This window comes from Leifsonia stereocauli (assembly GCF_038432415.1).
Lineage (GTDB): Bacteria > Actinomycetota > Actinomycetes > Actinomycetales > Microbacteriaceae > Orlajensenia > Orlajensenia stereocauli.
The window spans coordinates 572,224-584,995 of sequence record NZ_JBCAUN010000001.1; the positions used below are offsets into that span (position 1 = coordinate 572,224).

The 12,772-nt window shown below is 64.3% G+C and carries 14 protein-coding genes; 10 read left to right on the plus strand and 4 right to left on the minus strand.

The annotated features are described in order from the left end of the window. Positions 1-14: 14 nt before the first annotated feature. Positions 15-1,853, minus strand: a complete 1,839-nt coding sequence (locus tag AADV74_RS02910) for a dynamin family protein (protein WP_342111639.1) — start codon at positions 1,851-1,853, stop codon at positions 15-17. Beyond that, positions 1,846-2,109: a hypothetical protein gene (locus AADV74_RS02915; RefSeq protein ID WP_342111642.1), complete on the minus strand. Its 264-nt coding sequence runs from the start codon at positions 2,107-2,109 to the stop codon at positions 1,846-1,848. Before AADV74_RS02915 ends, AADV74_RS02910 begins: the two co-directional genes overlap by 8 nt. A 118-nt stretch (positions 2,110-2,227) precedes the next feature. On the opposite strand from AADV74_RS02915, the gene AADV74_RS02920 reads away from it, so the two are divergent. From AADV74_RS02920 to AADV74_RS02945, 6 genes are all read left to right on the plus strand, one after another. Further along, complete coding sequence (locus tag AADV74_RS02920; RefSeq protein ID WP_342111644.1) at positions 2,228-2,767, plus strand: RNA polymerase sigma factor; 540 nt, start codon at positions 2,228-2,230, stop codon at positions 2,765-2,767. Positions 2,768-3,111: 344 nt separating this feature from the next. After that, positions 3,112-3,516 (plus strand): hypothetical protein, encoded by a 405-nt coding sequence (locus AADV74_RS02925; protein WP_342111647.1) that lies wholly within the window; start codon positions 3,112-3,114, stop codon positions 3,514-3,516. 148 nt (positions 3,517-3,664) lie between these two features. Beyond that, positions 3,665-4,315, plus strand: coding sequence for a hypothetical protein (locus AADV74_RS02930; RefSeq protein WP_342111648.1), 651 nt, complete (start codon positions 3,665-3,667; stop codon positions 4,313-4,315). After that, a complete protein-coding gene (locus tag AADV74_RS02935; protein ID WP_342111650.1) occupies positions 4,272-4,568 on the plus strand; it encodes a hypothetical protein in 297 nt (98 codons plus the stop codon). The genes AADV74_RS02930 and AADV74_RS02935 overlap by 44 nt, the downstream gene beginning before the upstream one ends. 72 nt (positions 4,569-4,640) lie before the next feature. After that, positions 4,641-5,162, plus strand: coding sequence for a DUF2510 domain-containing protein (locus AADV74_RS02940; RefSeq protein ID WP_342111652.1), 522 nt, complete (start codon positions 4,641-4,643; stop codon positions 5,160-5,162). A 352-nt stretch (positions 5,163-5,514) separates the two neighbouring features. Then, the gene (locus tag AADV74_RS02945) at positions 5,515-5,724 is read left to right on the plus strand and encodes a hypothetical protein (RefSeq protein WP_342111654.1); all 210 of its coding nucleotides are present in this window, start codon (positions 5,515-5,517) and stop codon (positions 5,722-5,724) included. Positions 5,725-6,138: 414 nt separating this feature from the next. Here the strand turns inward: AADV74_RS02945 and AADV74_RS02950 are convergent, their stop codons facing one another. Continuing rightward, positions 6,139-6,654, minus strand: coding sequence for a hypothetical protein (locus AADV74_RS02950; protein ID WP_342111656.1), 516 nt, complete (start codon positions 6,652-6,654; stop codon positions 6,139-6,141). Positions 6,655-7,066: 412 nt separating this feature from the next. Here AADV74_RS02950 and AADV74_RS02955 point away from each other — a divergent pair, with 412 nt between their 5' ends. Further along, a complete protein-coding gene (locus AADV74_RS02955; protein ID WP_342111658.1) occupies positions 7,067-7,654 on the plus strand; it encodes a GIY-YIG nuclease family protein in 588 nt (195 codons plus the stop codon). A gap of 121 nt (positions 7,655-7,775) precedes the next feature. Then, a complete protein-coding gene (locus AADV74_RS02960) occupies positions 7,776-8,882 on the plus strand; it encodes a hypothetical protein (RefSeq protein ID WP_342111660.1) in 1,107 nt (368 codons plus the stop codon). Positions 8,883-9,629: 747 nt separating this feature from the next. On the opposite strand, the gene AADV74_RS02965 is transcribed toward AADV74_RS02960, so the two are convergent. Continuing rightward, positions 9,630-10,925, minus strand: a complete 1,296-nt coding sequence (locus tag AADV74_RS02965) for an ion channel protein (RefSeq protein ID WP_342111661.1) — start codon at positions 10,923-10,925, stop codon at positions 9,630-9,632. 183 nt (positions 10,926-11,108) lie between these two features. Between AADV74_RS02965 and AADV74_RS02970 the strand changes: the two genes are divergently transcribed. Both AADV74_RS02970 and AADV74_RS02975 read left to right on the plus strand, forming a co-directional pair. Next, entirely contained in the window at positions 11,109-11,366 is a 258-nt protein-coding gene (locus AADV74_RS02970; protein ID WP_342111662.1) for a DUF1653 domain-containing protein, read from the plus strand. Next, a complete protein-coding gene (locus AADV74_RS02975) occupies positions 11,363-12,634 on the plus strand; it encodes an MFS transporter (protein WP_342111664.1) in 1,272 nt (423 codons plus the stop codon). Before AADV74_RS02970 ends, AADV74_RS02975 begins: the two co-directional genes overlap by 4 nt. Positions 12,635-12,772: the final 138 nt, after the last annotated feature.

The window sequence follows — 12,772 nt, forward strand, 5'->3', positions numbered from 1 at the left end:
CGTGGGGTTGCTACTTAGAGGCCCGACAGAGGCCTGAGGTTCCCGCGGAGCCGGTTCAGTTCCGCCAGCGCCTTACCGTTCAGCTCCAGGTACGCCTTCATCGAGGTCTCGTGCTCGATGCGACGCTTCGATCGGTCCTTCGCCGACTCGGTGAGAGCCTGTCTGGCGTCCTTGATCTTCGCGTCGATGTCAGCTTGCGCGTCCCGGACGGCGTCTTCGAATGCTTCGGACACCACAAGACTCAGATGGGAGGTAGCCTGACCGATCGCGTCCGCCAGCTCCTCACGGATCACCTTCGTGTGATCGGTGATCCTTTGCTGCAACTCCCTGCTGTTTTTCATCCGCGCGGACAGCATGAACCCGCCAGCGACGCCGACAGCGATGACCGGCAGCGCGAACGGGCCGAGGAATGACCCCAGGATCATCCCGGGGCGGGCCATCATCACGCCCATAGACAACCCGCCGGCCATCAGACCCATTTTCCCGCCGCTTTCGAACACGGTGCGCAAGTTCGGCTTCTCGATCGCCTCGAAATCAACGACACTCAGATGCTCGGGTACGGGCAGGTGGGCGCTGGTGAACAACTCGTCGATGACCCGTTTGATCCCCACCGTCATGACGTCAGCGATGGACAACTCCATGTCCTTGACGTCGTTCGTCATCTCCAGCTGAAGGTCGCTAGCCTGAGCTTTCGACTTCCCGAAAGTTGAACTCGCTTTCTCGTGCCACTCCTTCTCGAAGTCCTGGATCATCTTCCTGGTTTGGTTCGTGGCGTCGGTCTTCAGTGCGTGAACACCTTTCCCGATCCGGTTCCGCCAGTGACGCTGCCCCTCACGGAACTCATTCAGCTCAGCCTGGCGGGCAGCGAGCTGTCGACTGGCTTCCTCCGGCTCGGCGATCATCACGAGCCCCACTGCAAGATCTGCGGCGGCAACCTCGATGAGCCGGTGCAGTTGCTTGAGCGCGCTCACATCAGGGATGCGGACAGCGTGGCCCAGCGGTTCGTTCAGTGCAGCGACGAGACTGTCGATCCGGCTGATCCGGCGGAGCCCATCACGGTCCTGCTCGGCCGTCAAAGCCTTCCCCGCCCACAGTGCGGAGATGCCGACGAAAGCAGCTGGTGGGAACTGCTGGTCGCGCATGATGACGGTGTCTTCGTCAAGGATCTGTTGCCACTCCGGGTTCTGGTCGATCTTGTTCATCGCCACGATGACCCAGCCGGCGTACTCCGCTGCTTGGCGCAGAAACTCCAACGTCTTCTTCGTCAGCCGGCCGTCGGATTCCGTCACGATCAGCAGAACTCCGGCGCCGGCCGCGCTCGTCAACGCCCGTTTCGCATGGGAGCGACTCAGGCCTCCGGAACCTGGGGTGTCGATGATGGTGGTGCCGGGCAGTTCGGCGCTCTGCTGCCCAATGTCGACACCGAGGACAGCTTCGGCTTCGACGGTTCCGGCGTGGGCGCCGGACATGGTTACCCAGTCCGCGAGCTCGTCACGTGGGACATCCCGGTACTCACCGTCCAGGTCCAGCCGAACAACGCCAGCCGGGAGTTCCTCTGAAGGTGGCATGAATCGCAACGACACCCGGGTGGTTTCCTTCGCTCCGACGGGAGCGAAGCCAGGTTCGCCGAGGAGCGCGTTCACGATGCTGCTCTTCCCGGCGCTGAGCTCACCGACCACCACCACGCGCGCAGGAGACTCCGTGAGCTGCTTCCGCTTCCACCGGATCTCATCCAGCTCCAGCCCGTACCCCCGCGGGTCCAGGACCGTGCCTGCTTCTGTGAGAAGCAGGCCTGTCACCGATTCTTTCGCGGCAGCGAGGGGGCGTTGGCGGGCGCCGGCGAGGTCAGTCATCTGTGTCTCCCCAAGCGTGGTTATCTGCGACACCGTCATCGATGTCAGACGGGCTGTCGAAGCCAGATTGGTCGGCCGCTTCTTGGTCGTCGTCGTCGTCTTTCACGAAGACGGGGTCGCTGGCCTCGGCGCTGTCGTCGAGGTCATCCGAGCCGGACAGCCTGAAAGCCGCATCAAGCGCCGCCTTCCACACCGCATCCGGCATCCGCGGCGGCAGGCCGAGCACGAAGTCATCGAGGTCGTCGAGCTCAGCCACGTTCACGTCCTTCGACGGCTGCTATTCCCTCAGCACTCAAGAGTGCGCTACCCTTTGCCCTGAAACCGGCCCGAACGGTTCGTTGCTCCATAGCTGCCCGAAGCGAGGAGTGCCTTCGATGATCGACGATGCATCCGAAGCGCCATTGCTCGATCGGGCGCGCACGGGCGACAAGAGAGCATTCGACGAACTCCTCAGACCGCACCGCGACAGGCTGTGGGGCATATGCGTTCGGGTCACTAGGAACCGCGCCGACGCAGAAGACGCGGTCCAGAACGCGATGATCAACATCTGGGGTGGGCTTACCAGATTCAGAGGTGACTCCGCCTTCTCCACCTGGATCTACCGCATCGCGGCGAACGCCGCTCTCGGCATCGTCCGTCAGCGCAGGGACATCCCCGTCGCTGAGGTCTATGACGTGCACCCTGACCCTGGATTCGAAGACACAGTCGACAAGGGAATTGACCTGCAAGCAGCCCTGGCTGAGGTGAAAATGGATTTCCGGGTAGCCCTCGTGCTCCGGGAGTATGGAGGCCTCTCCTACGAGGAGATCGCCGAAGCCCAAGGCGTGCCAGTGCAGACAGTGAAATCCAGACTGCATCGCGCTCGCGCTGCAGTTCGTGATGCTCTCACTGCCAATCAAACGGCTGGACTCTAGTTCGATATTTCCCACAGCGTTCTGATGCAGCAACGCTCCAGGATGTTCCCGACGATCGTCGAGCTCATTTGCCGTGGCTCACATGCCAACTGCCGGTGGGCGTGCGCCGATTGCTCGAGCCGTATTCATCGGTCCTGGCCTAGTCGACCTTGAAGGCTTCCAGCTCGGCGACACTCATCCGCCGGGCCTTGTCGCGACTGGTGGCCCTCTCTGCTGCCTCGAAGCATTGATGCGTTTCCAGGAAGGCGGCACGGTCTGCTTCCACCACACGATGCCCCCGGAAAGGGACAAGCGCTGGCGCCTCCAGGTTCGGTACCTTTCAGGCGAGGGAAGGACACCCCGCCATGACGTATCAGAGCCCCCAACCCGAACCGGCCCGCACAGGAGGGGTCGGGAGGTCGATTTTCGGACTTCTCGTGCTCCTATTGCAAGCCGCCGGCGTCGTCTTGCTGCTGATCGCCGCTTTCGGCGGAGGTCCGGTCATGTGGGCGTGGGGGTGGGGTCTCACCATCGCTGGCATCGCCCTGTACGCGGTGATCAAGCTGATGAACCGCGCCGAACGCCAGCGAATCACAGAGGATGCCGTTCGCGGCGTCGGTGATCCGCCGCCACCGTCCGTCCAGAAACAACTATGGTCAGCCGCGATGAAAGCCACCATGGACCGTTCCGCCCCCAGCATCTACATCATCGAGAACTATGGGCAACTGTGCCGGATGTGGGTGGAGCGGCACGGGACCGTTCGCCGCTGAGCCGACGCAGAGGAGAACCCGCGGGCTCAGCCGTCATTCATGATCGGCAGAGCTGAGACCGTCCGCCACATGCCCATGAGGCATGAGCACCCCGCACCCCGTCCCCACACCGGTCCAGGCCGTGGCGTCCTGGGCGTGGCGGATCCTCGTGATCGTCGCCGCGGCCGCCGCAGCAATGTGGGGCCTCGCGAAGCTGTCGGAGATCGTCATCCCGGTGCTCATCGCCATCCTCCTCGGCTCCCTCCTCGTCCCCGTCGTCGGGTTCCTGAAGCAGTTCCTCCCGGCCATGTGGGAGACGGGGCGCGTCCCGGACGTGCTCGGGTTCGTCGCCCACATCTTGACGACCCCGGATGCCCGGTCGTTGCCGGCGGAGTTCCCGGACGGCCAGGAGGTGGTCGTGATCGCACTGTTCACGGAGTCGTGGGCGTCGGTCCTCGACGGTGCGACTGAGGAGGAGCGGGAAGAGGCTGAGGCGTTCTGCGCGAACCATTCTGTGGCCGACCATCCGCTCGGTGCGGAGTCGAAGACGTTAGTGGCGGTCGCCGTTGACGGCGGCCGGTATGCGATCTGTCAGGCCCGCGGCGATGACGTCCCGATCTGGATGGAAGCCGGGATGACGCAGTCATCGGCGGCGTCGTCATGCACGCGCTGCAGGCTGTGCTCGACGCTGCACTCCGAAACTGACCTGAACCCATTTTCGCCCGGTCCGCGCATGAAGGTGGCGACAAAACACCACCTGACCGTTGGAGACGACCATGGCCATGTCCTACGAAGCCGCGCTGAAGCAGTGGGGCGCTGACAAGCTGAACCGCTACGGCGACACCGTCGATCCTGCTGACGTGACCGTCACCATGAACTTCGAGGCAGGCTACGCCTGCTGCGGCGGACGGGATCCCGGCTGCTACTGCTCGAACGCGACAGACCCTGTCGCTGAGGTCCTCGTCGACGGAGGCGGACGCTACCGGTACCGCATCGACCTGCAGGACTTCGACTTCGTGTCGGTCCTCGCCGAGATCGTCGAAGCGGGCGGCGGCACCGTCACCTCAGCCTGACCCCACGACTGGGCGGTGCGCACCGTGGGCGCTCGCCGGTACTGTTTTCCGCGAACGTGAAAGGCGGCAGTCATGCCAGTTGCAGGTTGGTACCAGGACCCGGAGAACAGCTTGAACCTCCGTTGGTGGGACGGCATCCAGTGGACCCAGTCGGTTCAACCGGCCGCTCAGGCAGCCCCGCCGGCGTATGTCGCTCCGGCCGCCCCGGTCCAGCACGCCCCTGTGTACACGCCGCAGCAGCAGTACCCGGTGCAGGCTTCTGCGTACCCCGCCCAGTTCGCAGCGACCCAGCAGTTCCAGCCGTACCCGGCTGCGTCCGTCTGGAAGCCGCCGCAGGGGTTGGCGTTGTCAGCGACTCTGCTCGGCGCTATCGGGATAGCGCTCGGGTGGGGAATCCCGTTCTTCGGGCTGGTCCTCGGCGCGGTCGGCCTGGTCCTCGGCCTGGTGGCCCTGTCGAAAGCGAACGCCGCCCCGAACGGAGTCGACCCGGCCCGCACCGGGAAGACGTTGGCGATCTGGGGTGTGGCCCTGTCCGGGTCCGCGCTGGTGGTCGGGGTGTTCGCGTTCATCGTCTGGGCCGGCATTAACGCGTAGCTTCCGTAGCAGGGGCTCGCGGGTGCATTCGATCCACGGCCACGAACTCCACGCGTATGCTCTCGCTGCGCCGGAACTCAGCAGTGACTCCGTGCCCGGTAGACGGCCGTCGCCGGCATGCACGTCGCATGCTCGAAGTACGCCACCGAGTACTGATCTGATCCACCTGAAAACCCGGCCCATCGTCACGATTCCCGGTTTTCTGCCGCCACCGGCCGGATGCCTGGTTGCTGCTAATCTCAACTCGACCGTTACGCAACGAAGCGCCACGTAGTCAGGCCGCCGGTCCCGATCAAGGAGGGCCGGTTCGCAGTGCAGGCCCAACCCCGGAAATGAGAGGGGCTGCACACGCATGCCTGAGCGCACCTGCACGAAACGCCGCTACACGTCGATCGGTGACGCGATCACCGCGATGAAAGCGATCCGCCGGAACGGCACCACGACCGGGAAGCTGCCGGTCGCCCCGTACCCGTGCGAAACCTGTCGCAATTTCTGGCACCTCACGTCACAGAAGCCGAAAGGGCGTCGACGTGCATGGTGGGAGAAGTTCTCTGCCGAGTGACCTGGAAATGGCGCTCGAACTTAGAGGGCGCTTTCAGAGCAATCATCGGGTCAGTCGCATCGGGGTGTGACTTGAGCGTGTATCCGAGGAGCTCACCGGCGGCAGCGCCGGTCCAGTAGAACTGATTGACCTGGCCCTGGTCGGCGCGAAATCGCAGCAAAGCCAGTGAGCTGTCGTACAGGCCCTTACTTCGTATGAATTGCTGCATCGCCGTGCCTTTCCGTCACCTTTCGCAGCTTGTCCGTTGCCCAACGAACTGGAAGGGCAGCCGGCTTTCGCGTCTATCTCATATCGCCTTGATTCCAAGATCGCGGAGATTGGCGCGCGATCCGAGCACGGGAGATACCGCCTCCGTTACCGAATTGCTGGAACTCACGTGGAAGGCAGCGCTTCTGTCGGCGAACATCGCGCGAGCTAAGCCTGACCGCCGCCACCTTGTCGGGTTTCGATGACCTTGGCACCAGTCCAGAGCAAACCCGTCACGATCACCATCGCGGCGAGGGTGAGCTTGGCTTTCCGAGTTTCCCGCGCCTGTTCTGCAGCGAGTTCCGAGGTCTTGGTGTGCTGCTCGGACTCCGCCCTTGCGGTTTCAACCACATGCTCGACCAAGAATCGCCTGTGGTCCTCGCTAATGTCATCCCGGCCGAGCTCGCCCTTGAGTACGCTCCGGACGTCCGCCAATGATTCGTGGAGATCGCTCCGGCTCTTCTCGTTCGCGTCGAGTGTCTTCTCCAGGGTTTCTTCCAAGCCGTTCATGGCTTCGAGCGCGAACCTCTGCAGAGCGGGAACCTTGTCTATGAGACTTAGACGAACCTCATCCGACATTTCAGGCAACGCCGTCTCTAGCGCGAGGACTTGGTCATTCGTGACATCGTCGAACGACGCGATGCCGAGAGCCTTCTTTACTGCGTCTTCGCTGCCGAGGCTCAATGTAGCTCTTTTCATGGTGTTGGCGAGGGGGTCAAGTTTCCCGTCATAGTATCGGGCACACCGACGCCTGAAATCAGAACACGCGGCATCGGATCTTCGCTCACGAGGGTCGACCTACAGACGACAGCCTCAACCGTCTCCACGCCTCCATGGAACAGCACGAACACCCTCAGCTGAGGGTCCAGTTCTCCCAGTTCGACTTCGACTGCGGCGAGCTAAGCGTGTATCTCGACATGGTCGGGGTTAGACGGTAGTCGTGCGCGCGAGGCTCCGTCGGCATCGGATGGTCGGTCCGCACCGCATGGGCGTGAGTCGCAATGACTCCATCAGCGGGCCGGCGTTGTGAGCGACTGTGTGGACGGCCTGGCTTGGTGTGGGGCGGTTCGGTTGCATGTCTAGCTAATCTGCAGCCGTGACGGATTTTGACTACTTGGTAGAGAACGCCCTTCGCCGTCTGAGGGATCATGGCTTGCCGATCGCTGAAGCGACCTCTCACGTGTCACCCGTGCCCGGCCTTTACGCGATTCACGCCGATGAGACCGTCTGGATCGAGCTGGGTCTCGAATGGCGTGGTGGACTGCCGCTCTACGTGGGCAAGGCAGAGGACTCGCTGGTAGCTCGGGATATTCGGACCCATTTTGGCGCCGGGCGGACTGGTACATCGACCATCCGCCGGTCATTCGCTGCGCTGCTCCGCGAACAGCTGGACTTGCGCGGACAACCAAGGAACCCCGAGAACCCAGGCCACTTCAGCAACTTCGGGCTCCCCGACGCCGATGACGCCCGCCTGTCGACCTGGATGAACGAGAAACTCCGCATCAGCGTCTGGGCCAAGCCGGAGACCGACACCGAGCTCGTGAACGTCGAGACCGCGGTGATCCGCGCATGGGAACCGCCGATCAACATAGCGAAGAACCCACGAAAGGATGTTCATCTGCAGGCCGTGCGGAGAGCCATGGCAGACGAGGCTCGCGGTTGGGCGAGCGAGCGCGGGCTCTAGGCTCTGGCGTTGCCGGCCCTCCAGCAGCACCGACCCCCTGACTGGTGTCGCGCGTGGTGCTGGCGATATTCATGCCGCCCGGTAGCGTCGGACAGGAACGACATCGAAGGCCCGGAGACAAATGTTTGAAGCACTGAATTGGGACAACCTACTCTCCGGCACCATTGGTGCGATCCTCGGCGCGGTTCTAGGGGGTGGCGTGACAGTCCTTGTTCTCTTCCTCACTAACCGAGTGACGCGACAGGAAAATGCGAAGGCGCTGTCACTGCAGAAGGGGCATTTCGAAACTGCGGCAAGTCAAGCTGACGCCCATTTCAAAGCCCAGCTTTCGGCTGATCGTGAGGCTGCTCGCGAGGCGCGAGAGATTTCAGCTGTCGAGGCTCTTCTCACGTTCCTCCAGACGGATTTCTATGACAACCCCACGGACTTGCACTTGCTGCCGAAGCTTGCGGCACGATGCAATTTGCTGACCCTAAACGCTCGACGAGAAGTCTCAGAGGGCTGGGACACTGTGAGGTTCAATCGCATGAATAGCGGACGGAGACGCCATCCGCTCGAGAAGGCAATCGTTCCGTGGGTATCCGCGATCAACTTAGCCCGACGGTTTCCGAACGTGGCACCGCTGCTCGACGGGGCGACAGCAGTATTTCCCGTCATCTCCATTGCGGACGTTGAGGATTCAGACCGCGAGATCAGACGAGCCGCAGAAGCTTTGTCCCGCCGGCTGCTCCAATGGGCACACCTTTCCGACGAGGAAAAGGTGAATGCCTTCGATGAGATCACTCACTCCGCTGCACTCCCAACCAAAATGGTTCGCCGGGCCGTTGACTATCTTCTTGGCGCGCAGAATCACCGCGAGCGCCCGACGTCACTTCTACTAAACCGGCGAGACCTGGTCGAACTGTACAAGACTGCGTTGGAGCTGGAGTCGGGTATGGATGGCCATTGTTTCGACGCAGTGAAGTCACGCGCACCACTCTTTGTCAGAGCTTCGGCGATAGAACCGACGAGTGAGGCAGTCAGAGGTATCGAGCTCGTCGAGACCGAAGGTAATACGTTGGTCGTCCTCCACGAAACGGCCAACCATGAGGATCGTGTAGAGCGCCCGGAGTATGACGAAGAGAGCGAAGTGCGTACGCGGCGAATGCAGGAGCGCCGTCGGGAAGAGAGGAACAGCTTCCGCGAGTGGAAGAAGGCACAGGGACGAGTGCAGGGCGCTCCGGGTTAACGCCCACCGACGGGGTCAGAGTCAATCAGGGCATCGGAGTTCTGGGTGAATGGTACCGCGTGCAGTTTTTGACGCGGCAAGACCTGTGCCCGGTCTACCCATCGATCTTGTCGGAGAGCTCAGAGGTTTGGACCCATCTGGGCGGCTGGGGACCGGGTCGACGCTCGTACCGCTGAATGCTGGGCTCACCTCTACACGCCTGGGCAGGCTCATCTGGCTGATGGGCGCGCTGTCTGTTCGAGGGGTTGGGACTTCCAGACGCGCTCAGCGGAGGTTGTGATGCGGCCACGGGAGGGCCACTCGCAGCGGCCGTGAGCGGGTGGGAGACGCGGCGCCAAGGGTGTGTGGCTGAGATGCCGCGGTCATGCGGCAGAGGGCGGCTTGCCCGCCGGAGGGAGTGCTGGACAGCCCGTGTCGCACCCGGCAGTTGCGGCTAGGCACGAAAACCGACCTGGGGTTTTACATAGGTTTTATGCCGGTTCTACTCGGTGTTTTCAGGTGCGCTTGGATGCGGTGCCCTCGCAGCGAAATTGTGAACTTCCCTGTATTTCCGGGCATTTCTGGCGAATCCGCACATGTCTCTAGTGAACGGGAACCTTTGACTCCAGATCAGTGGGTTCTCGGTTCAAGTCCGAGGGGGTGCACGAAAAGCCTCGAACCTCTCGCCAGGTTCGGGGCTTCTTGCTTGCGCTGGCGATGTCGCCGTCAGCACCCGACGGCCGGAACGCCTCTCGGGCGCATCGTGGTTCACCTCCCGTCGGCGGCATCCGGCTGCGGCTGTGAGACGGGATCGGGTGGAGGCCGGGAGATGATCCGCAGCTCAGGCACGCCCGTCACCAGGAGCCACGTGGGCAGGACGATGACGCACAGGATGGGCAGGAGGGTGGTGTCTCCAGTCAGCGCGACTCCGACGAACAGGGCGATCCAGCCGTCGCGGGTGACGACGAGAACGATGCCGAGAACGCCGCAGGCGATGGCGAGCCCGATCGGCATGCTCGGGATCACGGAGTGGAAGAACAAGCCGGTCGCCACCCCGATGAACACCGCTGGGAAGACCCGGCCGCCGCGGAACCCTGCGGCCGCTGCGATCAACAGGGCGACGAGTTTGACGACAGTGAGCAACGCGAGGGTCCCCGCGGAGTAGTCATCGGGATTGTCGATGAGCTGGCCTGCCTGATCCAGCCCCTTGAACATCGTCAGGGGTCCGCCGATGACCGCCAGCACACCGAGGACGGCGCCGCCCAGCGTGGTGAAGACGACGGGATTCCGGAGGGCGTGGAAGGCCCGGTGGATGAGCGGGAAGGCGTAGACGGCGATGATGCCGAGACCGGCCGAGACGACAGCGACCAGTGTGCCGGTCGCCAGGTCGATGGCTTCCGGCGTGCCGAAGGGTGCGACCTTGAAGGCCAGAGGTGGCGTGCCCAGCACGTGCATCGTGAGGGCTCCTGCGCCGGCCGCGGCGACCGGGAGGAAGAGCCGGTCCCAGAGCGATCCGCCGGCCTTCAGCGCTGCGACGATCCCGGTGAAGACGAGGGCTGCCGCGACCGGCGTGCCGAACAGTGCCCCGATCGTCGCCGCGGACGCGAGGAGTGCCACGAGTGGGGTCGGCACCGCTGTCGCGAATCGTGCCATGGCGGTGACGGCCACGGCCGTGTTGATGGCGATGATGGGATTCTCCGGCCCGAGGCTCACGCCGCCGGCCAGCGAGATCGTGACAGCGAGAGCGAGTCCGGGCAGGACGCGGAGTGGAAGGGGTGACGCAGACAGTTCGGTGGTCGCGGAGTCCGGTCCGGCATGGCCGGGCATGAGCCACACGACGAGACCCACTGCCGCGCCCGTCAGGGTGAGCACGCCGAAGGTCCACCACGGGCTGTAGGGCTCGAGCCCCAGTGCGTCGGGCCACGTGGTCCAGATCTGTTCCTGGAGTACTCCCGAGATCGCATTGAGAAGCCACAGGATGAGGGCGGAGACCACGCCGATCGCGAGAGCGGGAATCGCGAGTATGGCAAGCGCTCGAGCTCCTGGCGGTGCGTTGGAAGGCATGGACATCCGATCTCCTCTCCTCGCACCGTACGGCCGATTCGGACGCTAGGCCCCAGAAGAAGCCACTGTCAAGAGTCCGCCACTGACGTCCGCTCCTGACGAGAGGCCATCCCTGCGGCAGTGCCGCCTCGCCGCGCTGATGCGCGCCTGTCCCCGCCGGGCCCAGTCGTGGAGGATGGACTCATGATCGAACCGGGGAGCTATCGGCACTTCAAGGGTGGCCTGTACACGGTCGTCGGCGAGGCCACCGATTCCGAGACCGAGCGGCCTGTCGTCGTCTACAGGTCGGCCGACGGGCGCCTGTGGGTGCGGCCGGCAGCGATGTGGGCTGAGGTCGTGGAACATGGGGGTGCGCTCGTGACGCGGTTCACCCTCGTCGAGGACGAAGCCACGGCGTCATCCGGTCACGACGGCGCGGCCTCAGGGGAGGCGACGGTGTGACCTTTCCGGTCCGGGGCGTCGCAGCCGCGCGTCTCGGCGGCCCCGAGGCGTGGCTGGTCTGGGTGCTGGCCACGACCTTCGTCGTGTGGGTGTTCGCCATCCAGACCGGGTACGCGGTCGTGTCGCCCGAGATCCAGGCGAGCGCCGGTCTGACCCTCGGTCATATCGGCCTGGCCGCCTCGATCTACACGTGGGTGTTCGCCCTCGTGCAGTTCTTCTCCGGCCCCCTGCTCGACCGTTTCGGCAGCCGTCCGCTGCTCACCATCGCCGTGGCCCTGGTCGCGGTCGGCGCGTTCCTCTACGCGGGAACGACGACATTCGCCACCCTCGCGATCGCGCAGACGGTGCTCGCGCTCGGTGCCTCCTTCGGGTTCGTCGGCGCCGGTTACATCGGTGGCCGGTGGTTCCCGGCAGCCCGCTACGGGCTCATGTTCGGCCTGGTGCAGGCCTTCGCGTCCCTCGGCGCGGCCGTCGGCCAGCCGCTCGTCCTGGCCGCGCTCGACGCCGTGTCGTGGCAGCAGTTGCTGCTCGGGTTCGCCATCTTCGGCGTGCTGCTCGCCGCGCTGTTCGCGTTCGTCGTGCGGGATCCTCGGACCGGGGCGACGGATGCGGCAGAGCCCACGTCCCGCGGTGGCGTCGCCAGCGGCATCCTGGGCGAACTCGGCCGCTGCTTCCGGAACCCGATGGTCTCCCTGGCCGCCGTTCTCGCGGGCGCCGCCTTCGGCACGATGCTCTCGATCGGAACACTCTGGGGTCCGCGCATCATGGAGGCGCGAGGTGCCGACACGGCGTTCGCGACGGCGCTGACGGCCACGGCATGGCTCGGCCTGGCGGTGGGCGCTCCGCTCATCACCGTCATCTCCGACCGCTGGGGGAGCCGCAAGTGGCCAGCCGTCACAGCCCTCATCGCCGAGGCTGTTGCCATCGTGCTCGTCATCTACCTGCCCCTGGAGGGGAACGGCATCACAGTGGCCGTGATGTTCGCGGTCGGACTCTTCTCCGGGGCGCAGATGCTCGGCTTCACGATCGCGGCGGAGGCCGTGGGCAGTGCGCTCATCGGCAGTGCGTCGGCGATCGTCAACGGTGTCTGCTTCCTCCTCGGAGGTCTGCTCATCTCGGTGCCCAGCGCCGTGCTTCCGGCCGCGCCTCAGCTCGAGGACTATCGCGCCGTTCTCTGGCTCCTGCCGGCTGTACTCGTCATCGGAGTCATGGCGGCACTGCTGCTGCGGGAGCCGCGGCGCTCGTCGCGAGGCGCCGCTCGCAGCTGAACCCGTCCGCGGCTGATCCGCGGCCCGTGGCTGAAGAGATACCGAATGTTCACCGTTCCCCACTTCCCTCACCCCCCGCTCGGGGGCATACTCGATCCACACGGGTCGGGGGATCCGCGGAACGGGGGAGACGATGGC

What these genes read in the sequence shown, in the direction of transcription:
- AADV74_RS02910 (WP_342111639.1), bottom strand. Translation starts at nt 1,853, where the DNA reads ATGACTGACCTCGCCGGCGCCCGCCAACGCCCCCTCGCTGCCGCGAAA.
- AADV74_RS02920 (WP_342111644.1), top strand. Translation starts at nt 2,228, where the DNA reads ATGATCGACGATGCATCCGAAGCGCCATTGCTCGATCGGGCGCGCACG.
- AADV74_RS02970 (WP_342111662.1), top strand. Translation starts at nt 11,109, where the DNA reads ATGATCGAACCGGGGAGCTATCGGCACTTCAAGGGTGGCCTGTACACG.
- AADV74_RS02940 (WP_342111652.1), top strand. Translation starts at nt 4,641, where the DNA reads ATGCCAGTTGCAGGTTGGTACCAGGACCCGGAGAACAGCTTGAACCTC.
- AADV74_RS02945 (WP_342111654.1), top strand. Translation starts at nt 5,515, where the DNA reads ATGCCTGAGCGCACCTGCACGAAACGCCGCTACACGTCGATCGGTGAC.
- AADV74_RS02960 (WP_342111660.1), top strand. Translation starts at nt 7,776, where the DNA reads ATGTTTGAAGCACTGAATTGGGACAACCTACTCTCCGGCACCATTGGT.
- AADV74_RS02925 (WP_342111647.1), top strand. Translation starts at nt 3,112, where the DNA reads ATGACGTATCAGAGCCCCCAACCCGAACCGGCCCGCACAGGAGGGGTC.
- AADV74_RS02935 (WP_342111650.1), top strand. Translation starts at nt 4,272, where the DNA reads ATGGCCATGTCCTACGAAGCCGCGCTGAAGCAGTGGGGCGCTGACAAG.
- AADV74_RS02965 (WP_342111661.1), bottom strand. Translation starts at nt 10,925, where the DNA reads ATGCCTTCCAACGCACCGCCAGGAGCTCGAGCGCTTGCCATACTCGCG.